Raw genomic sequence first — 19,478 nt, forward strand, 5'->3', positions numbered from 1 at the left:
ATTTCGCTGCGTTAAACCACTCATTGGCCCAGAGCCTCCATAGGTATCCCATGAACAAGTCCACCCGCGTCTTGCTTGTCTCCCTGTTGTCCGTTGCCGTGCTGGCCGGTTGTTCGAAGAAGGTGAAGGAAACTCCGCCTCCTGCGACTGACACCACCGCTGGTTCCTCCGTTCCCACCGGCCCGTCCACCTCTGGCCTGTACGGCCCGGGCGACCTGGATACCGATGCCTGCCTGCGCCAGCGCGTCGTCTACTTCGATCTGGATCAGGACTCCCTGAAGCCGGAATTCCAGGCCATCATGGCGTGCCACGCCAAGTACCTGCGTGACCGTCCTTCCTCGCGCATCACCCTGCAGGGCAATGCCGACGAGCGCGGTTCGCGTGAGTACAACATGGGTCTGGGCGAGCGTCGCGGCAATGCCGTGTCGTCCTCGCTGCAGGCTGCCGGCGGTTCCGCCAGCCAGCTGACCGTGGTCAGCTACGGCGAAGAGCGTCCGGTCTGCACCGAAACCAGCGAAAGCTGCTGGTCGCAGAACCGTCGCGTCGAAATCGTGTACACGGCTCAGTAAGAAGCGATGCGCTTTCGAGTGACATCCCTGTTCGTCGCGGCGGCCCTTGTGGTCGCCGCGCCGGCGCACGCGCAGCGAGCCAGTCTCGCTGATCGTGTTGCCGTTCTCGAGCAGCAGCAGGCCAACAGCCAGGCCAACAACGATCTTCTCAATCAGCTGCAGCAGGCGCGTTCGGACCTGCAGGGCTTGCGAGCGACGGTGGAGCAGCTGCAGCACGACAACGAACAACTCAAGCAGCAGTCCAAGGATCAGTATCTGGATCTGGACGGACGCCTGAATCGGCTGGAAGGTGCAGGTGGCGCAACCCCGCCATTGCCATCGCCCACCGGCAGCGTCACACCCGCCCCGGCTCCGGCCGCGCGGCCTGCAGCGGCGGCAACTTCCGAGAAGCCGCCCAGCGTGCATGGCGACCCAGGCACCCTGGCCGTCAGCAACGAGGAACGCACTGCCTACAACGTCGCCTTCGATGCATTGAAGAACGGCAAGTACGACGATGCCTCGCAGTTGTTCCTGAGTTTTCTGGAGCTGTATCCAAACGGCGTCTACACCCCCAATGCCTTGTACTGGCTGGGCGAGAGTTACTACGCCACCCGAAATTTCCAGCTGGCCGAGGCGCAGTTCCGCGATCTCGTCAGCCGCTATCCCACGCATGACAAGGCCTCTGGCGGCCTGTTGAAGCTTGGCCTGTCGCAGTATGGCGAAGGCAAGAACGACCAGGCCCAGCAGACCCTGCAGCAGGTCGCATCGCAGTATCCCGGCTCCGACGCAGCGCGCGTGGCCCAGGAGCGTCTGCAGTCCATCCGTCTCGGCCAGCAACTGCGCTGAGCCCGCGCGTGCGCGCCTTCGGGCGTGACGCATACTTTGCCAATGAACGCCGCCGCCGTCCCCAGCGAGATCGTCCAGTCGCCGTTGCCGCGATTGAAGATCACCGAAATCTTTCTGTCCCTGCAGGGCGAAGCCGAGGCCGCCGGCTGGCCGACCGTGTTCGTGCGTCTGACCGGTTGCCCGCTGCGCTGTCATTACTGCGACACCGCCTACGCCTTCCACGGCGGCGAGTGGCACGACATTGATGCGATCCTCGCCGAGGTGGCCAGCCACGGCGTGCGCCATGTCTGCGTGACCGGCGGCGAGCCGTTGGCGCAGAAGCGCTGCCTGCTGCTGCTGCAGAAACTGTGCGATGCCGGCTTCGATGTTTCGCTGGAGACGTCCGGTGCATTGGACGTATCGGCCGTGGATCCGCGTGTTTCGCGGGTGGTCGACATCAAGACGCCCGCCTCCGGCGAGGAACAGCGCAATCGCTGGGAAAATCTGCCGCTGCTGACCGCGCGCGACCAGATCAAGTTCGTGATCTGCAGCCGCGCCGATTACGAATGGTCGCGCGAGCGCGTCGCTGCGCATGCGCTGGACCGCCGCTGCACGGTGTGGTTTTCGCCCAGCAAGAGCGAAGTGACGCCGCGGGAGCTGGCCGACTGGATCGTGGCCGATCGTCTGCCGGTGCGCTTCCAGATGCAGCTGCACAAGCTGCTGTGGAACGATGAGCCTGGGCGCTAAGCCCGAGCGATAGAGCCACTGCGCTCACCCAAAAAAGGCGGGCGCGGCCGGTTGCCCGCAATCGGCATGCCACGCATCCACTGCGGTTGCCGGCATGCCGTCTGTACCGGCCTGACGATCACCCGCAACGCTTCGTTGGCCGCTCCCGGTCCCGGGTGCGAGGCGCTGCCTGCCAGGATGCGGCCGTCTGCGTTTACGTGGCAATCCTGTTCAATTCTTCGACGGCATCGGCCGGCAGTTTCAGTTCCGCCGCGAACAGATTGGCGCGCAGATGCGCCACCGACGAGGTCCCCGGAATCAGCAAGATGTTGGGCGAGCGCTGCAGCAGCCACGCCAGCGCCACCTGCATCGGGGTTGCGGCCAGGCGCTGGGCAACAGCGGCAAGCGTGGACGATTGCAACGGCGAAAAGCCGCCGAGCGGGAAGAACGGCACGTAGGCGATGCCGTCGCGCGCGAGCGTGTCGATGATTTCGTCGTCGTGTCGATGCGCGATGTTGTACATGTTCTGCACGCAGACGATGTCGGTCATGGCGCGTGCCTCGGCCACCTGCGTCGCGGTGACGTTGCTGATGCCGATATGCCGCACCAGGCCATCGCGCTGCAGCTTGATCAAGGCCGCCAGTTGCTCGGCGATCGAGCCTTCTGCCGGTTCCTGCGCGTTGAACATCACGCGTAGGTTGACCACCTCCAGCGTTTCAAGCCCCAGGTTGCGCAGATTGTCGTGCACCGCCTCGACCAGCTGCTGCGGCGAGAAGGCAGGTAGCCAGGAACCATCCGTGCCGCGCGCGGCGCCGATCTTGGTGACGATGGTCAACTCCCGCGGGTAGGGATGCAGTGCCTCGCGGATCAGCTGATTGGTGATGTGCGGCCCGTAGAAATCGCTGGTGTCGATATGGTTGACGCCCAGCGCGATGGCTTCGCGCAGCACCGCCAACGCACCGTCGCGATCCTTGGGCGGGCCGAACACGCCAGGCCCCGCCAGCTGCATTGCGCCGTAGCCGATGCGGGTGAGCTTGCGGTCTCCAAGCAAAAACGTTCCGGCTTTTTCGATGTTGGTCATGGCGTGGCGCTCGCGTGTCGTTGAGCCAACAACGATAGGAAACGTGGCGCGGCATGTGAATTCGCATTTGCTGCCGCGCCAGTCCACTCCCGCCAGGGCTTGTGGCATATGGGCGCAGCCGCAGCGCCCCGGGCTGATCGTCCGGCGGGATGTGCTGGAGTTTCAGGTTTTGCTGGCTGCGCGGGCAGTGCTTTCGCCGCGTTTCTTCGCAGCCGTCGTCGCCGCGTTGCGCGTTTTGCGTTGACAGGCGCCAAGCGGCGGCGCGAGTATGCCAACGTCGCCGCACAATCGGCGACCGGGATTGGTCTCCCGATTACTCAGGCGCACCAGCGCCCATCGATCGATGCAAGGCGCTTTTTTGTTGCCCGGCATCGAGCGGGGTGCGTGCTTGCCATGTTTATGGCGGGCGGTACGCGGGGGGCTTCGGCCCCGCCGGTCCCTGAGTCCGGTAGACCAACCCGTGCCGTCCGCCACCCCGCTTGGTCTCGGGTTGGCGGACTCCAATCTACTCAGGAGTTCTGCATGTACTACGACACCCAAGGAGTATCCGCGTCTGCGGCAGGCCGATTCGGCCGCCATTTCAATTTGACCGCCAGCGCTCTCGAATGGAACCGTGCCGCTTCGCTCAACATGAGGCCGAGCCTCGCAGGCACGAGCAAAGCCATCCACACCCTTGCGTCTGCCTGTCTTCCTCTCGTTGCAGTGATCGTTTGCCCCTCTTTGGAGCCGCAGCAATGAGCATGGGCAAACAGTTCCGCGTCTGCACGGGCGTCGTCCTTAGCTTCGAGATGATGCAGGGCTATGTGCTGGCCATGCTGCATTCCGACGCGCAGCCCGATGCCTCGCCGGTCCTGATCGCCTGCGAAGCCACCGGTTTTGACGACATTTTGCCGGGCGGCGACGCGCAGAGCGTCGTGCTGGGCCGCCTGCATGTCTGCATGCGCGTGGACGCTGCAGTGGACGTCCTCAGCTGGTTGCGCAAGCAGGCACGCGCCGCAGGAGCTGCGCGACGAACGCGGCGCGTGCAATCGCGTATCCAGAAGACGGGAGCCACATGATTGGCGAGAACGCCACGGCCGCCTGCGCCGGGCCCACGACCTGCAAGATGATGCGCGATCTGCAGGGGAGAAGCCGGCGTTGACGGCGGCGCGCCAGTTGCGGCAGATGGTGGATGCCATCCGACTTCGCGGCCGTGACGCAGGGTCCCCGGCAACGCACGTCCCGGCAACTTTCCGGCGGGCACAAAAAAAGCGCCTTTGGCGCTCTTCAAGTTGCTGATTCGATTGGTGGGCCGTGATGGATTCGAACCATCGACCAAAAGATTAAAAGTCTTCTGCTCTACCGACTGAGCTAACGGCCCACTGTCCCGGCAGTGCGCCGGGGTGCGCATTCTACCCTACAGCGGCGTCAAGGCGAAATGGCGTAGTGGGTGGGGTCCGCGACGCCGGCGTCGGCGAAACCGGCGGCACGCAGGCGGCAGGCGTCGCAGTGGCCGCAGGCGCGTCCGCCGGCGTCGGCGCGGTAGCAGGACACGGTCAGGCCGAAGTCCACGCCCAGGCGCACGCCTTCACGCACGATGTCGGCCTTGCTGAGGAACTGCAGCGGTGCGTGCACGCGCAGGCCGGCGCCTTCCACGCCGGCCTTGGTGGCCAGGTTGGCCAGCACTTCGAAGGCGCGCACGAATTCGGGCCGGCAGTCGGGGTAACCCGAATAATCGACCGCGTTGACGCCGCAGAACAGGTCGTTGGCGCCGATCACCTCGGCCCAGCCCAGTGCCAGCGACAGCATGATGGTGTTGCGCGCCGGCACGTAGGTGATCGGGATGCCGTCGCCACCGGAATCGGGCACGTCGATGTCGTCGGTGAGCGCCGAGCCGCCGATGCTGCGCAGGTCCACGTCCACCACCTTGTGCGCGATGACGCCCTGCGCCGCCGCCACGCGCGCGGCGGCGTCCAGCTCGGAGGTATGGCGCTGGCCGTAGCGCACGCTCAAGGCATGCACGGCAAAGCCCTGCTCCTGCGCAAGCGCGATGACGGCAGCGGAATCCATGCCTCCGGACAACAGAACAACGGCTTTTTTCATGACGGATCGGCAATCACAACGGAATAGGCGGAAAGGCTAGCAGGCTCGGCGTGGCACGGCGACCCGGCAGTCGCTGCGGCGGCAGCGGGATGCCGGGCAACGCGGCTGTGCCACGCGTGCACGGGCGGGGCAGTGATGCACCTGCAGGCCGATCCGGTGCGATAGCCTGCCGGCAGTGGCACGCCTCGGGCATCGGTGTTGCGCGCGTCGGGTTGCGGCACGGCCGGTCTCAGCGCAGTCTTGCAGACGCCGCCTTGCGCAGGGCCTGGCCCAGCTGCTGCGAGGCGCTCGAGCGCACCGCAGCGCATTGCCAGTACAGCGGCACATCGAGCCAGCGTGTCGGGTCGATGATGACCACCTGCCTGTCGCGCACGGCAGGCACGGCCATCGATTCCGGCGCCAGACACCAGCCGAGTCCGCGTGCGGCCGCTTCGACGAAGCCGGTCGAGGTCGGCAGGTAATGGATCGGCGGCGCCAGCATGTCGGTCTGGTGGTGGCGATCTGCGCGTTCGGCGATATCGCGCTGATCGTGCCGGGCGTGGCCGGGATCGGCGTGCTGGTGACGCAATGGCCGGAGCTGCTGCAGGGATTTCGCTCTGCGGGAGCTGCATTTCTCGCGGCATATGGCGCGCTGGCTGCACGCAGGGCCTGGCGTGGCACCAGCGGGTTGGCGCCGTCGCAGACCGGTGCGCAGCGTTGGCAGCGCACCATGCTGGCGTGTCTGGCATTTACCTTCCTCAACCCGCATGTCTATCTGGACACGATGCTGCGGCTGGGCGGCCTGTTGCGCGGCCCTGCGTGACGCTGCGCCGGGGCAGACGGTGGCGGCCGCCTCCGCATCGGCCGGTCAGCATGCTTGCGCCGGCGATCTGATCGACGGCGCAGCACGGGCCGTTGGCTCAGGCGTTGCGGACCTTGCTCAGCAGCTGTGCGACCGGTGCCGCTGCGCGCGTGGCGGACTGCCGTGCCTTGCGTGCGTCGATCTTGAAGATCGCCACCGCATCGGTGAGCTGCACCGCCTGCTCTTCCATCGCGCGTGCGGCGGCGGTGGCTTCTTCCACCAGCGCGGCGTTCTGCTGCGTGGTTTCGTCCATATGCGTGATGGTCTGGTTGACCTGCTCGATGCCGGCCGACTGCTCCTGCGAGGCTGCAGAGATCTCGCCCATGATGTCGGTGACGCGTTGCACGCTGGCCACCACGTCGCCCATGGTCTTGCCGGCGCTGTGCACCAGTGCCGACCCCTCGGCCACGCGTTGCACCGAGTCGTCGATAAGGTCCTTGATCTCCCTGGCGGCGCCGGAGGACCGCTGCGCGAGCGTGCGCACCTCGGAGGCCACCACGGCAAAGCCGCGGCCTTGCTCGCCGGCACGGGCGGCTTCCACCGCCGCATTCAAGGCCAGGATATTGGTCTGGAAGGCGATGCCGTCGATGACGCTGATGATGTCGGCGATCTTCCTTGACGAGGCCTCGATACCGGTCATGGTGTCCACCACCTTGCCGACCACCTCGCCACCTTGCGAGGCGACGCGTGCGGCGCCGATCGCCAGCTGGTTGGCCTCGCGCGCGCTTTCGGCATTCTGCTTGACGGTGGAGGTCAGCTCTTCCATCGATGCGGCGGTTTCTTCGAGGTTGGCGGCCTGCTGTTCGGTGCGTTGCGACAGGTCCTGGTTGCCGGCGGCGATTTCGCTGGCCGCGGAGTTGATCGACATGGCCGATTCCTGGATGTTGCCGACGATCTGCGCCAGCTGGCTGGCGGTGGTATTGGCGTCATCGCGCATCTGCGCGAACACGCCGCGGAAGTCGCCGCTCATGCGTGCGGTGAGGTCGCCGGCGGCGATGGACTGCAGCAACGACGACAGCGACTGCAGATTGCCGTCGGCGGTGGACATCAGGTGGTTGAGGCTTTCGACCATGATGCGGAAATCGAACTGGAAGCGCTCGGCATCGCCGCGCGCGCCGAAGTCGCCGTTGGCGGCCGCCTGGGCGAGATGCTTGATCTCGTGGTTCATCGCCGACAGGTTGAGCTTGACCTGTGCCATGGTGTCGCTGAAAACGGCCTTCTCGCCAGGCAGCGGCTGCATGTCCTCGGAGAGTTCGCCAACCGCATAGCGGCCCATGATGCGCGCCAGATCGGTCTGCACGGCCACGTGCGAGGCGACCAGCAGGTTGGTGTCGGTGGCCATGCGCCCATAGTCGCCCGGGAATGCCGCCGCATCGATGCGGAAGCTGATCTGGCCGTTGTCATGATGCCTGGCCATGTCGGTTTGCGCGGCCATCAGGTTGCGCAGCTGCAGCTGCATCTTGTCCATGGCCTTGAGCAGACGGCCGGTTTCGTCGGTGGCGTTGGTGTGCACGTCGTTGTGCAGGTCGCCGGCCGCGATGGCTTCTGCAGTGCGCGTGGCCTGGCTGAGCGGCTGGGTCAGGCTGCGTGTGATCAACCATGCGAGCAGGCCGCTGATGACCAGTGCGGCAATGCCGCCGGTGGCCAGGATGACTTTCCCTCGATGCATGGATGCAACCGCGGCGGCATAGGCCTCCTTGCTGAGGCGGCGCTCCAGTGCAGCGTTCTCGCGGATCGCCGTCTGCTGCGCATCCATGGCCGCTGCGGCATCGCCTTGCAGCAACGCCTGTGCTTCCTGGTTCTGGTCGCGAAGACCGTATTCGAGAACCTGGTCATTGAGCTTGACCGAGATGTCGCGCTGTTCCTGCACCAGGTCGAGCGCCTGTTTCTCATTCGTGCTGCTGGGCAATGCGGCCAAGGCGTCGTGTGCCTGCTTGTAGCGTGCGCGGTTCTTGTCGATGATGTCCATCGCGCGGCGATTGGCTGCGTCGCCAGCGACCATGACGATATCGCGCAGGCCGATCGCCACATTGGTGTTGGCGTCGAGCATTTCCGAGGACAGCTGGATCCTCTCCATGTTGCTGTTGACGATGGTGTCCAGCTCGAAACGGGCGTTGGACATGGTGACCAGGCCGGTGGCCACAAGCAGGCCCGACAATAGGATCAAGATGCCAAAGGCCATGCCCAAGCGACGGCCGACATTGAGGTGTTGCAGATATGTGTTCATTACCGCATCCAGGTAGTGCAGCTGAGGGACTCGATGATTAGGTTATCCACCAGAGCGTCTTGCCCCAGCTAGCGGCCGGATCGTGACGAGCTAAAGGCTCATATTTGAAATTACTTATATTGAATTCATCGGGTGGAATAAATTTCCCGACAGCCGTCTGCGGCGGCCTCACAGGCGCGCAGAAATTGCTTGTTTATTGCGTTACTGGTGGATCGAAGCATGCCAACAGCGGAACGATTTTCCGACGTTCTGCCGACACGTGGCAACGCATCCGCAGCAAGCCGGACGCCGGGGCGGGCCCCGATTCGTCTCGTGTCGCAATGCCGGCAATACGCTTGTCTTCAAGCCGCGTCGGTGTCGGTGCTGCCAAGTGCTCAGGTGCTTGGATCGGCCGTGATGCAGTGCGACAAGGCCACGTTGCCGCGAGCGATTTGCGGGCCCGCACGTGCTGGCGGCTCTGCCGGCAACGCGCATCGCGCGTGAAGCATCACGCGCGTGGTGGCACTGTGGGTCTTGCGCTCAACCTTCCAGTGCAGCAAGCATCTGTGCATGGAGCTGCTCGGCGCCGCTTTCGGTATTGAAGCGCGCAAAGATTTCCTCGCCGGAAAGCAGACCGATCCGGACCGAGTGGCAATACGAGCCGAAGTTTTCGCCTGCGTTGAAGGGATCGCTGATGACGGAGATATGGTTGAGGCGGACCCGGGTGGTACCGAACTGGATGAACATCTGCAATCTCCTGTGTGAGCGTCCAGTTTCCCATGTTGTCGGGCGGTGCAGAAGCCGGCCTCACGCATCCATCGACCCAGCACGTACACTGCCGTCCCCTGAAGCCGAGCTCGCCCGATGTCCGATCCGATCCGTCTCGACAAATGCGTGGCCGCGTTGTTCGGCTGCTCGCGTGGCGAGGCGCAGCAGTACATCGAAGGCGGCTGGGTCAGGGTGGACGGGGTCGTGGTCGAAGAGCCGCAAGCCTTGGCCATTGCGGCGCAGGTGACGCTGGCGGAAGACGCCGTGCTCGCAGCTGCCGAGCCTGCCACGCTGCTGCTGCACAAACCGGCAGGCATGCGCGCCGAGGCGGCGCTGGCACTGGCCACGCCGGCAACGCGCAGCGCACTGGACCAGCTCGAGATGCGTGTGCTGAAGCGGCACTTCCTGCGCTTGAACGCGCCGCTGCCGCTGGAGGACGAAGCGAGCGGCTTGCTGGTGCTGAGTCAGGACGGCCGCGTGCTGCGCAGGCTCAGTGCCGATGCAGCCTCGATCGAACAGGAATTCCTGGTGGAGGTGCGCGGTGAGCTGCGCCCGTACGGCATGGCGCGGCTTGCGCATGGCCTGGTGTATCAGCAGCGCAGCCTGTCGTCGTGCAAGGTGAGCTGGCAGAACGAGGAGCGCCTGCGGTTTGCGATCAAGCACGTGCAACCCGGCCAGCTGCGTTACATGTGTGGTGAGGTGGGGCTGGAGGTGGTCAGCATCCGGCGCCTGCGCGTGGGTCGCGTGTCGCTGGGCAAGCTGGCCATTGGTGAATGGCGCTATCTGCCGACAGGCGAGCGGTTTTGACTGGCGTCGGTGGTTGGCGCGCCTAGTCGCGATGCGGTCGCCTGCAGATGCTGCTGGCGCGCTGTTGCGCGGAAAGTGGCACGTAACGGCTGTGCCTGGCAAGGGCTGGCCCAGACCGACGCCCGGCACCGGCAATGCAGGGCGCTTGCGCATCGTGCGCAGGCTGCGCCGCGCATCCCGACAACCGACCCGCTTCCTTCATCGCTTATTTCTTGTTGCGTTTCTTCTTGGCGCGCGTCACCAGCCAGAACACCACCGCGATCACCCCGATAACCAGAATGACGAAGGCCGGTGACAGAAACGAATTGTCGCCCATGAGAATTTCCTGGAAGTCTTCGCAGCCAAGTGCTGCACCGACAGCAGCCTAGCGAGCGGGCTGCTTGATGACGTGAAATACGCCGCATTGCGAGTTGAGCGGCCCAACAGGCCTCGCGTCCGGTGGCTGCAGTCTAGATGAGCAATACATCACGTACATAGAGGCTGCGCCGACAGCCGGTCGGCTCATCCCCGACGATCGTGATGCCATGGGGCTGCGCTCCTTTCCGAGCGCAGCCTTGTCAGGTCACGGGAAGCTCGCGCTGCAGCGGAACCCGGCGCAATCGATCTGCAGCGTACTCCCGCCGCTGCAGGCTGCAGTGAAGCGGGTGGCGCTGTGCGCCTGCACCGCGCCGCAATTCAGGCCGCTGCTGACGCTTTGGGCGCGTGTCATGGCCGATTCGGTGGACATGGCCGGGCCGGCAGGCGCAACGGTGGCTGCGGCGTGGCCGGCAGGCGCTGCCGCGCTGCCCGGCGCAGGCGGGGCGACAACGCCTGCCAGCGGCAGCGTGACGGCTCCGCTGGGCGCATTGCCGCCGCTGGCGGCGGTGATTGCGACAGCGCGCCCCTGTGCGTTGTCGCCCTGCAACGGCTGGCCGCGGTCCTCGCGGTGGCGGTCGAAGCTCAATGTCTGTCCGAATACCAGCTGGATCCAGCTCGGGTAGGTGTAGCCGGTCCCCTTGCTGTGATCGACGATGGCGCCGATCGCGCCGCCGATCAGGATGTTGCCCCAGATCCCGATGTTGGCGCGCGAGATGGAGCGACCGGCGGCATTGCGCTGACCGGGCAGCACGCAGGTGACCTCCAGGTCGCGCGAGGAGCGACGGACCTGCACGGTCTGCCCGGACTTCAGGGCGAATCGTCCCTTGTCGTTGCTGAGGGCGCAGTCGGCGCCAGCGATGACCTGCCCGTCGGCCGTCTTGGTGTCGACGCGGATGGGTTGGGTCGCGTCGCTCATGACCGTTGCGCAACCGCTCAACGCAGCCGTGGCGATGGCTGCAGTCACTAGGTGTTTCATGCTGTCCCCTGGCGTAAGGCAAGGCAGGGCCAGGTGGGCATGGCGCCGCGTCCCTGGCACAACCGTGTCGTGATCAATCCCCGTCGCCGACGCATCGCGCGCCGGCCGCCACTTCATACCGGGATTGCGGGCCGCCGTCCAGTTGCGGCCGCCTGCATCATGCAACCGGCGTGGAAAATACCCGGTGCCTGGCCATCACGCTGCGGATCGCACTCAACAGCTGCTCGGGGGTATAGGGCTTCTCGAGGAAGGCCACACCGTCCGGCAGGATCTCTTCCACATATTCGACCGCCAGGCCGGAGGTCAGCAGCACCGGCAGGTTGTAGGGTGCGTGGGTCGTCTTGAGCGCCAGATCCACACCGGTCAGGCCGCCAGGGAAATGGATGTCGGAAAACAGCACATCGACGCGCGGGTCGCTTTCGATCAGGGCCAGCGCTTCTTCGACCGAGCCTGCGCTGCGGCAGGTAAAACCATAGCTTTCCAGCACAAGGCAGCTGAGTTGTCGGGTGCCATCGCCATCTTCGACGACGAATACAACTGGCCGTTCCTTGTTCTGTGACATGAGCACATCTCGTAAGGCAGGCCACATTCTCGGCGATGCGGCAGTGAACCCTCTGTCAATGCAGACGGAGCCGTACGGTTACCAGCCGAACGGGCCGGGGCCATAGCCACCGGGGCCGTAGCGCGGCCCGAACAGCGCGCCTTCGCCGCGTCCGACGCTGATGCTGACGCCGATCTGGTGTGCCTTGCCGTCGTCGTCGTAATAGGTCTTGCAGGAATTCAGGTTGACGGCCTGCCAGTTGCTGTTGCCGCCGCGGCTGGAATAGCCCATGCCGGTTTCGACCGCGCCATGCAGCTTGCCCTGGCACTGCTCGGCGCGTTCGGCGGCAAGCGAGGCCGCGCTGGGGCGGCTCAACGCAGGCTTGGGGCCGCTCTTGTCGCCGTAGAAGGTGCCCGGCGGGTCGGTGCTGTATTCGGGATCGGAGCGGTACTGCACCGGGGCTTGCGGAACGCTCAGGTCCAGCGACCGTGCCGACCCCGGCTCGGCGCTGTTCTCGCCGGCCTGGGCGAGCGCGCTGCCGGCGGCAAACAGGGTGGCCAGGAGGAGCAGGCTGCGTTTCATCGGTGGATTCTACTCAAGGGGGACTGGCAGCGCGTGCCAGATCGCCTGGTGAAACTAGCAACGATTGATTGAATGCGCGCTGTCGATTCTGCGGATTTTTGTGCCGGCGCCGCCATCGCGATGACACACGCGGTTGCATCAGCCCTGCTCGCGCACGATCTCGATCAGTTGCACGCCATAGCGGGCCAGTTTGCCGCCACCGATACCGCCGACACGCGACAGCGCGTCGATGCTGGTCGGCCGCTGTTCGGCGATATTGCGCAGCGTGCTGTCGTGGAAGATCACGAAGGCCGGCACGTTCTGCTCCTTGGCCAGCTCCGCGCGCAGGCCGCGCAAGGCATTGAACAGCACCAGATCCTGTGGCTGCACCGGCAGGCCGGTCCGTTGCGCGCTGCGCTCGCGCCCGGCAGCCGGGTTCTCGCGCCGCATCATCACCTGGCGCTCGCCCTTGAGCACCTGGCGGCTGGCATCGGTCAGGCGCAGCCCGCCGTGGCCTTCGCTATCCACTTCCAGCAGGCTGGCCGCCACCAGTTGGCGAAACACCCCGCGCCAGGTGCGTTCGTCCAGATCGCGGCCGATGCCGTAGGTGCTCAGCTGGTCGTGGCCGAGCTGCCTGATGCGCTCGTTCCCGCTGCCGCGCAGGATGTCGATCAGATGGCCCACGCCGAAGCGCTGGCCGCTGCGGTACACGCAACTGAGCGCCTTCTGCGAGGCCACGGTGGCGTCCCAGGCGGCGGCAGGTGTCAGGCAGTTGTCGCAGTTGCCGCAGGGCTTGGGATAGGTCTCGCCGAAGCCGGCCAGCAGCACCTGGCGGCGGCATTGCATCGATTCGCAGTAGCCGAGCAGGTGATCGAGCTTGGCGCGCTCCAGCCGCTTGCGCTCCTCGGCGGCTTCGCCCTGTTCGATCATCTGCTTGAGCAGCACCACATCGCCCAGGCCGTAGCACAGCCAGGCCTCGGCGGGGTCGCCATCGCGGCCGGCGCGGCCGGTTTCCTGGTAGTAGCCTTCCAGCGATTTGGGCAGATCCACATGCGCCACGAAGCGCACGTCCGGCTTGTCGATACCCATGCCGAAGGCGATCGTGGCGGCCATGATGATGCCGTCCTCGCGCAGGAAGCGGCGCTGGTTTTCCGCGCGCACCTCGGCCGGCAGGCCGGCGTGGTAGGGCAGGGCGTTGAAGCCCTGCGAGCACAGATACTGCGCGGTCTCTTCGACCTTGCGCCGCGACATCGCATAGACGATGCCGGCAGAGCCGCGATAACGGCCCAGGAATTCCTGCAGCTGCTTGCGCGCGTTGTCCTTCTGCACCACGGTGTAGCGGATGTTGGGGCGGTCGAAGGAGCTGACGAAGTGGCGCGCGTCGACCAGGTCCAGGCGTTCGGCGATCTCGCGCTGGGTGGGCGGGTCGGCGGTGGCGGTCAGCGCCATGCGCGGGATGTGCGGCCAGCGTTCGTGCAGCACGGTGAGCTGGCGGTATTCGGGGCGGAAATCGTGGCCCCATTGCGAGACGCAATGCGCCTCGTCGATGGCGAACAGCGCGATGCGGCTGCGTTCCAGCAAGGACAGGAAGCGCTGGGTCAGCAGGCGCTCCGGGGCGACGTAGAGCAGGTCCAGATCGCCCGACAGCAGGGCGCGTTCGACCCGCTGGGCGTTCTCCGCGTCCAGCGTGGAGTTGAGGAATTCGGCGCGCACGCCGAGCTGGCGCAAGGCCTCGACCTGGTCCTGCATCAGCGCGATCAGCGGCGAGACCACGATGCCGATGCCGTCGCGCAACAGCGCCGGCACTTGATAGCACAGCGACTTGCCGCCACCGGTGGGCATCAGCACCAGGGCATCGTTACCCGCAGCGACGTGTTCGACAATGGCTTGCTGTGGGCCGCGGAAGTCGTCGTAACCGAAGACGCGGCTGAGCAGTTCGTGGGCGGGGGAGGACATCGGCCTAGGATACCGCGCGGGTCAAGATCTGGTCGGATGGCATGGGAGCAGCTGCGCGCAATGGCAGATCGGAGATTGCCGCGATGTGCTGTATGTCGGCGCCCAGGGTCCGCACTGAAGCCTTATACGGTTGGGATGACGTGGGCTTCGCACCGTACCCTCACCCCAACCCCTGCTTCGCGCCCCGGCCCGCGCCAGCGGCGCGGGCGCTCCAAGGCACGCGCGGCAGTGCCGCGCAAGCTGTGCCTTCTCGCCCCGGCGGGAGAGGGGCTCAAACCCGAAGGGGCGAAGCCCGAGGGGTTACTGCAGCAGCGAACGCAGCATCCAGGCGTACTTCTCGTGGGTCTGCAGGCGCTGGGTCAGCAGGTCCACGGTCGGGTCGTCGCCGGCGTCGTCGGCGGTACCCAGCACCTTGCGTGCGGTACGGCAGACCGCCTCGTTGCCGCTGACCAGCTGGCGCACCATTTCACGCCAGTCGGCGCTGTCGCTCAACCCCTGTTCTTCCGGGATCGAGGTCAGGGCGACGAACTCGCTGTAGGAGCCCGGTGCGTTGTAGCCCAGGGCGCGGATGCGCTCGGCCACTTCGTCCAGCGCCGCCCACTGCTCGGTGTACTGGGTCTCGAACATGGTGTGCAGCGAGTTGAACATCGACCCGGTGACATTCCAGTGGAAGTTGTGGGTCTTCAGATACAAGGTGAAGGCGTCGGCCATGTAGCGGGCCAGACCGTCGGAGATCTGCTTGCGATCGCTGTCCTTGATCCCGATATCGATGTGTGGGGCCGATGCTGCGGCGACCGGCAGTGCGTCCAATGCTTCATTGATCACGACGGGCTTGTTGGCGTTCTTTTTCTTGGACATGGGAATGGTCCTCCTGAGGAAACTGATATCGGGTCACAATAGACAGGCTAAAGGATCTGTTGTCATTCAATCTTTCACATTTTTCCATCAATGAACGCTATCGACACCGACCTTGCCAACACCTTGCGTGAGCGCCGCCGCGCCGTCGATGGCGCGATGAGCCGCGACCGTGGCCGGCTGCTCGGTCTATGGTCGCGCTGGCAGGGCAAGCCCGGCAACCCGCAGATGCGCGCGGCGTTCGAGCAGGCGCTGGCGGCGTCGCAGGCGCAACGCCAGGCGCGCGCCGAGCAGCAGCCGGCCATCACACTCGATGAGCAACTGCCGATCGCGCGCGAGGCCGAGCGCATCATCGCGCTGATCCGTGACCATCAAGTGGTCGTCATCGCCGGCGAAACCGGCTCGGGCAAGACCACCCAGCTGCCCAAGCTGTGCCTGGCGGCCGGGCGTGGTGCGGCCGGCATGATCGGCTGCACCCAGCCACGCCGGATTGCCGCGCGCGCGGTGGCGGCACGCGTGGCCGAGGAGCTGAAGACGCCGTTGGGCACCACGGTGGGCTTCCAGGTGCGCTTCACCGACCGGGTCGGCGAGCAGTCGCGGATCAAGTTCATGACCGACGGCATCCTGCTGGCCGAGATCGCCAGCGACCGCTGGTTGTCGGCCTACGACACCATTATCGTGGACGAGGCACACGAACGCAGCCTCAACATCGATTTTTTGCTGGGCTATCTCAAGCAGTTGCTGCACAAGCGCTCCGATCTCAAGTTGATCGTCACCTCGGCCACCATCGATACCGAGCGCTTCGCCCAGCATTTCGACAATGCGCCGGTGATCGATGTGGAAGGCCGCACCTTCCCGGTCGAAGTGCGCTACCGGCCGCTCGAAGGCGAGGCCGGCGACATTGACGACGGCGAGCGTGGCAATGGCCGCGATGGCGAACGCACCGTCAACGATGCGATCGTGGCGGCGATCGACGAGATCACCCGCATCGATCCGCGTGGCGACGTGCTGATGTTCCTGCCCGGCGAGCGCGAGATCCGCGACGCGCACCAGTCGCTGGAACGGCGCAAGTACCGCGAAACCGAAGTGGTGCCGCTGTACGCGCGGCTGTCGGCGGCCGACCAGGACCGCGTGTTCAACCCGGGGCCGCGTCGGCGCCTGGTGCTGGCCACCAATGTGGCCGAAACCTCGCTGACGGTGCCGCGCATCCGTTACGTGGTGGACCCGGGTTTTGCGCGGATCAAGCGCTACAGCCCGCGCCAGAAGCTGGACCGCCTGCATATCGAGCCGATCTCGCAGGCCAGCGCCAACCAGCGCATGGGCCGCTGCGGGCGCATTGCCGAGGGCATCTGCTACCGCCTGTATGCCGAAGCGGACTTTGCCGCGCGGCCGGCATTCACCGATCCGGAAATCCGCCGCTCGTCGCTGTCGGGCGTGATCCTGCGCATGCTGCAACTGGGGCTGGGGCGGATCGAGGATTTCCCGTTCCTGGAAGCACCGGACGAGCGTGCGGTCGCCGATGGCTGGCAGCAGTTGCTGGAGCTGGGCGCGATCGACGGCAACCGCCGCCTGACCGCGACCGGCCGCCAGATGGCGCGCCTGCCGGTGGACGTCAAGCTGGCGCGCATGCTGGTGGCTGCGCAACAGCATGGTTGCCTGCGCGAGATGATCGTCATCGCCGCCTTCCTGGGCATCCAGGATCCGCGCGAGCGCCCGCCCGAGGCACGCGAAGCGGCCGACAACGCGCATGCGCTGTTTGCCGACGCACGCTCGGAATTCGTCGGCATCCTGCGGTTGTGGGAGGCGTACCGACAGGTGCACGAAGATCTCACCCAGTCCAAGCTGCGCGACTGGTGCAACCGGCATTTTCTCGGCTTCCTGCGCATGCGCGAATGGCGTGAGCTGCATCGGCAGCTGCGCCTGTTGTGCGAAGAACTGGGTTGGAGCGAAGAGCCGGCTACCGCGATGCTGGCGCCATTGCTGGCCGGTGCCAGCGCGCCTGCGCGCGAGGATGGGCACAACGCCAACCGGCCTATGCGCGGGCAGCTGCATCGCGCTGCGCGGCTGGCGCGCGAAGGCAAACCGGATCCAGGCGCGCCACCTGCACAACACAGCGCTGCCGCTGGCGGCAAGCAGGCCGAAGCGGCCGAAGCCACGGCACGCACCAGCGAGCGCGAACGCGCTGCGGCGTATCAGGCCTTGCATCGCGCGCTGCTGGCCGGCCTGCCCACGCAGATCGGCCATCGCACCGAAAAAGGCGACTTTCTCGCCGCGCGGCAACGCCGGTTCGTGCCGTTCCCCGGCTCGGCACTGGCACGCAAGCCGCCGCCGTGGATGTTGGCGGCCACGCTGCTGGACACGCAAAAAGTCTGGGGGATGACCAACGCCGCGATCGAGCCGGACTGGGCGATCGCCGAGCTGGGGCACCTGCTGGCACGCAAGCACTTCGACCCGCATTGGTCGCGTGCGCAGGGGCAGGTGGTGGCGTCCGAACAGATCAGCCTGTTCGGTCTGGTGCTGGCACCGAAGAAGCCGGTCCATTTCGGCAAGATCGACCCGGCCGGCGCGCATGACCTGTTCGTACGCCAGGGCCTGGTCACGGGCGAGATCAACACACGTGCGGCGTTCATCGCCGACAACCTCAAGGTGCTGGAACAGGCGCGCGAAGAAGAAGCCAAGCTGCGCCGCGCCGGCATCGTGGCCGACGAGGACTGGCAGGCGCGCTGGTACCTGGACCGCATCCCGGCCGACCTGCATTCGGCCAGCGGGCTGGATGCGTGGTGGAAAACCCTGCCGCCGGACAAGCGCCGCAGCCTGCACTGGACATTGAACGACCTGTTGCCGGGCGAAGGCAGCGAGGCCGATCGTTTCCCGAAGTATTTCCCGCTGGGCGATGCGCGGTTGCCGCTGCATTACCGCTTCGAGCCGGGCGCCATCGATGACGGCGTGACGCTGGACGTGCCGCTGCACCTGCTCAACGCGCTGGATCCGGCGCGGCTGTCGTGGCTGGCGCCGGGCTTCGTTGCCGACAAGGCATCGGCCTTGATTCGCAGCCTGCCCAAGGCGCAGCGGCGCAACTATGTGCCGGCCCCGGATTTCGGGCGCGCGTTCTACGAGGCCTACAGTGTCGCCTCGGCCGACGACATCCGCGGCGAGCTGGCGCGCTTTCTGACCAAGGCCACCGGCACGCAGGTGGCGGCGCTGGATTTCGACGAAGAGTCGCTGGACACGCATCTGCTGATGAACCTGCGCCTGCGCGATGACGACGGCAAGGTGCTGGCCGAGTCGCGCGATCTGGATGGATTGCGCGCACGCTTTGGCGAGCGTGCCGGCCAGGCGTTCGCCGCGCGTGCAGGGCGTGCGCTGGCTGCCGAGGGCTTGCGCGATTTTCCGTCCACGCCGATTCCCGAACAGGTTGCCGGCGAAGCCGGCGTGCCGGCGTATCCGGCGCTGGTGGATCAGGGCGACGACGCGGCGCTGCGCATCTTCGCCGACCGCAACGAGGCGGCGCAGGCGCACCCGCGCGGGGTGCGCCGGCTGCTGGAAATCGCGCTGGCCGACAAGATCAAGCAGGCGCGCAAGCAGTTGCCGGTGTCGCCCAAGACCGGCCTGCTGTACGCGGCGATCGAGTCGCAGGAGCGCCTGCGCGGCGATCTGGTCGATGCCGCACTCAACGCGGTGCTGGCCGATGGTCTGGGCGCGATCCGCGACCCCGGTGCCTTTGCCCAGCGCCGCGACGAGGCGATCAAGCGGCTGTTCGGCGAGGCGATGGAACGGCTGAATCTGGCCGAAAGCATTCTCGCTGCGGTGGCCGAGCTCAAGCCCCTGCTGGAAGCGCCGTTGATGGGCTGGGCGCGCGGCAACCTGGACGATATGGAGCAGCAGCTGCGCGCGCTGGTGCACGCCGGCTTCCTGCGCGAAACACCGGCCGAGGCGCTGGCCAATTACCCGCGCTATCTCAAGGCGATGATCCTGCGGACCGAGCGCGCCAAACGCGATCCGGCCCGCGACCAGGCGCGCATGCTCGAACTCAAGCCATTCGTGGATGCATTGGACCAGGCGGCTGCGCGCGGTCTGCAGCAACGTGATGAATGGCAGTCGCTGCGCTGGGACCTGGAGGAGTTGCGCGTGTCGGTGTTCGCGCAGGAGCTGGGTGCCAAAGCGGGCGTGTCGGCGAAGAAGCTGTCGCAGCGGGTGGCCGCGTTGCGCAACTGACGGGTGCCGGAGGCGCTGGTGACGACGGCTTGCCGCCATCGCCAGCGCGTTGTGTCGGCGGAGGTTTTGCCACCGGCTGGCCGCTCAGGCCGAGCGCTGTGCTTTGAGCGGTGAACGCAACCCAGCGCACAGT

General features: G+C 66.1%; 16 protein-coding genes, 1 tRNA gene and 2 pseudogenes. 8 read left to right on the forward strand and 11 right to left on the reverse strand.

All coding sequences use genetic code 11. The features are described from left to right. The first annotated feature begins 50 nt into the window (after positions 1-50). From pal to queE, 3 genes are read left to right on the forward strand one after another with little or no spacing between them, the layout of a single operon-like run. Positions 51-569 carry a peptidoglycan-associated lipoprotein Pal gene (pal, locus tag XarbCFBP7408_RS08790; RefSeq protein WP_016904129.1) on the forward strand — a complete coding sequence of 173 codons (519 nt, stop codon included), beginning with the start codon at positions 51-53 and terminating at the stop codon, positions 567-569. A gap of 6 nt (positions 570-575) precedes the next feature. After that, complete coding sequence (ybgF, locus tag XarbCFBP7408_RS08795) at positions 576-1,394, forward strand: tol-pal system protein YbgF (RefSeq protein WP_024939947.1); 819 nt, start codon at positions 576-578, stop codon at positions 1,392-1,394. A gap of 42 nt (positions 1,395-1,436) precedes the next feature. Next, a complete protein-coding gene (queE, locus tag XarbCFBP7408_RS08800; RefSeq protein ID WP_104562636.1) occupies positions 1,437-2,120 on the forward strand; it encodes a 7-carboxy-7-deazaguanine synthase QueE in 684 nt (227 codons plus the stop codon). Between the two features lie 193 nt (positions 2,121-2,313). On the opposite strand, the gene XarbCFBP7408_RS08805 is transcribed toward queE, so the two are convergent. Then, complete coding sequence (locus tag XarbCFBP7408_RS08805; protein WP_104562637.1) at positions 2,314-3,180, reverse strand: aldo/keto reductase family oxidoreductase; 867 nt, start codon at positions 3,178-3,180, stop codon at positions 2,314-2,316. 522 nt (positions 3,181-3,702) lie between these two features. Between XarbCFBP7408_RS08805 and XarbCFBP7408_RS22340 the strand changes: the two genes are divergently transcribed. Further along, the gene (locus XarbCFBP7408_RS22340; RefSeq protein ID WP_146093752.1) at positions 3,703-3,918 is read left to right on the forward strand and encodes a hypothetical protein; all 216 of its coding nucleotides are present in this window, start codon (positions 3,703-3,705) and stop codon (positions 3,916-3,918) included. A 2-nt stretch (positions 3,919-3,920) separates the two neighbouring features. Further along, the gene (locus tag XarbCFBP7408_RS08810; RefSeq protein WP_258072076.1) at positions 3,921-4,238 is read left to right on the forward strand and encodes a hypothetical protein; all 318 of its coding nucleotides are present in this window, start codon (positions 3,921-3,923) and stop codon (positions 4,236-4,238) included. A gap of 226 nt (positions 4,239-4,464) precedes the next feature. Here the strand turns inward: XarbCFBP7408_RS08810 and XarbCFBP7408_RS08815 are convergent. The 3 genes and pseudogenes from XarbCFBP7408_RS08815 to XarbCFBP7408_RS08825 form a co-directional block, all read right to left on the reverse strand. After that, positions 4,465-4,540, reverse strand: a tRNA-Lys gene (locus tag XarbCFBP7408_RS08815). Positions 4,541-4,587: 47 nt separating this feature from the next. Next, positions 4,588-5,262 (reverse strand): 7-cyano-7-deazaguanine synthase QueC, encoded by a 675-nt coding sequence (queC, locus tag XarbCFBP7408_RS08820; protein WP_104562638.1) that lies wholly within the window; start codon positions 5,260-5,262, stop codon positions 4,588-4,590. A gap of 229 nt (positions 5,263-5,491) precedes the next feature. Beyond that, positions 5,492-5,740, reverse strand: a pseudogene (locus tag XarbCFBP7408_RS08825) (ArgP/LysG family DNA-binding transcriptional regulator); the annotation flags it as partial. Between XarbCFBP7408_RS08825 and XarbCFBP7408_RS08830 the strand changes: the two are divergent. Beyond that, positions 5,732-6,046: pseudogene (locus XarbCFBP7408_RS08830) on the forward strand (LysE/ArgO family amino acid transporter); the annotation flags it as partial. The pseudogenes XarbCFBP7408_RS08825 and XarbCFBP7408_RS08830 overlap by 9 nt on opposite strands. A gap of 115 nt (positions 6,047-6,161) precedes the next feature. Here XarbCFBP7408_RS08830 and XarbCFBP7408_RS08835 read toward each other — a convergent pair. Together XarbCFBP7408_RS08835 and XarbCFBP7408_RS08840 are read right to left on the reverse strand one after the other, a co-directional pair. Further along, a complete protein-coding gene (locus XarbCFBP7408_RS08835) occupies positions 6,162-8,330 on the reverse strand; it encodes a methyl-accepting chemotaxis protein (protein WP_104562639.1) in 2,169 nt (722 codons plus the stop codon). Between the two features lie 519 nt (positions 8,331-8,849). Then, positions 8,850-9,056, reverse strand: coding sequence for a hypothetical protein (locus tag XarbCFBP7408_RS08840; protein ID WP_104562640.1), 207 nt, complete (start codon positions 9,054-9,056; stop codon positions 8,850-8,852). Positions 9,057-9,173: 117 nt separating this feature from the next. Between XarbCFBP7408_RS08840 and XarbCFBP7408_RS08845 the strand changes: the two genes are divergently transcribed. Continuing rightward, complete coding sequence (locus tag XarbCFBP7408_RS08845) at positions 9,174-9,884, forward strand: rRNA pseudouridine synthase (RefSeq protein WP_104562641.1); 711 nt, start codon at positions 9,174-9,176, stop codon at positions 9,882-9,884. 562 nt (positions 9,885-10,446) lie between these two features. On the opposite strand, the gene XarbCFBP7408_RS08855 is transcribed toward XarbCFBP7408_RS08845, so the two are convergent. The 5 genes from XarbCFBP7408_RS08855 to XarbCFBP7408_RS08875 all read right to left on the reverse strand — a co-directional run bounded on the left by XarbCFBP7408_RS08855 (position 10,447) and on the right by XarbCFBP7408_RS08875 (position 15,133). After that, complete coding sequence (locus tag XarbCFBP7408_RS08855; RefSeq protein WP_104562681.1) at positions 10,447-11,052, reverse strand: hypothetical protein; 606 nt, start codon at positions 11,050-11,052, stop codon at positions 10,447-10,449. Between the two features lie 322 nt (positions 11,053-11,374). Then, the gene (locus XarbCFBP7408_RS08860; protein WP_104562642.1) at positions 11,375-11,779 is read right to left on the reverse strand and encodes a response regulator; all 405 of its coding nucleotides are present in this window, start codon (positions 11,777-11,779) and stop codon (positions 11,375-11,377) included. A gap of 78 nt (positions 11,780-11,857) precedes the next feature. Continuing rightward, positions 11,858-12,340, reverse strand: a complete 483-nt coding sequence (locus tag XarbCFBP7408_RS08865) for a hypothetical protein (RefSeq protein WP_104562643.1) — start codon at positions 12,338-12,340, stop codon at positions 11,858-11,860. A gap of 138 nt (positions 12,341-12,478) precedes the next feature. Next, a complete protein-coding gene (gene recQ / locus XarbCFBP7408_RS08870; RefSeq protein ID WP_104562644.1) occupies positions 12,479-14,275 on the reverse strand; it encodes a DNA helicase RecQ in 1,797 nt (598 codons plus the stop codon). A gap of 300 nt (positions 14,276-14,575) precedes the next feature. Then, complete coding sequence (locus tag XarbCFBP7408_RS08875; RefSeq protein ID WP_016903711.1) at positions 14,576-15,133, reverse strand: Dps family protein; 558 nt, start codon at positions 15,131-15,133, stop codon at positions 14,576-14,578. A gap of 90 nt (positions 15,134-15,223) precedes the next feature. Between XarbCFBP7408_RS08875 and hrpA the strand changes: the two genes are divergently transcribed. Continuing rightward, the gene (hrpA, locus tag XarbCFBP7408_RS08880; RefSeq protein ID WP_104562645.1) at positions 15,224-19,345 is read left to right on the forward strand and encodes an ATP-dependent RNA helicase HrpA; all 4,122 of its coding nucleotides are present in this window, start codon (positions 15,224-15,226) and stop codon (positions 19,343-19,345) included. The last annotated feature ends 133 nt before the right edge of the window (positions 19,346-19,478 follow it).

The organism is Xanthomonas arboricola pv. guizotiae, assembly GCF_002940205.1.
In the GTDB taxonomy this organism is placed as follows: domain Bacteria; phylum Pseudomonadota; class Gammaproteobacteria; order Xanthomonadales; family Xanthomonadaceae; genus Xanthomonas; species Xanthomonas arboricola_C.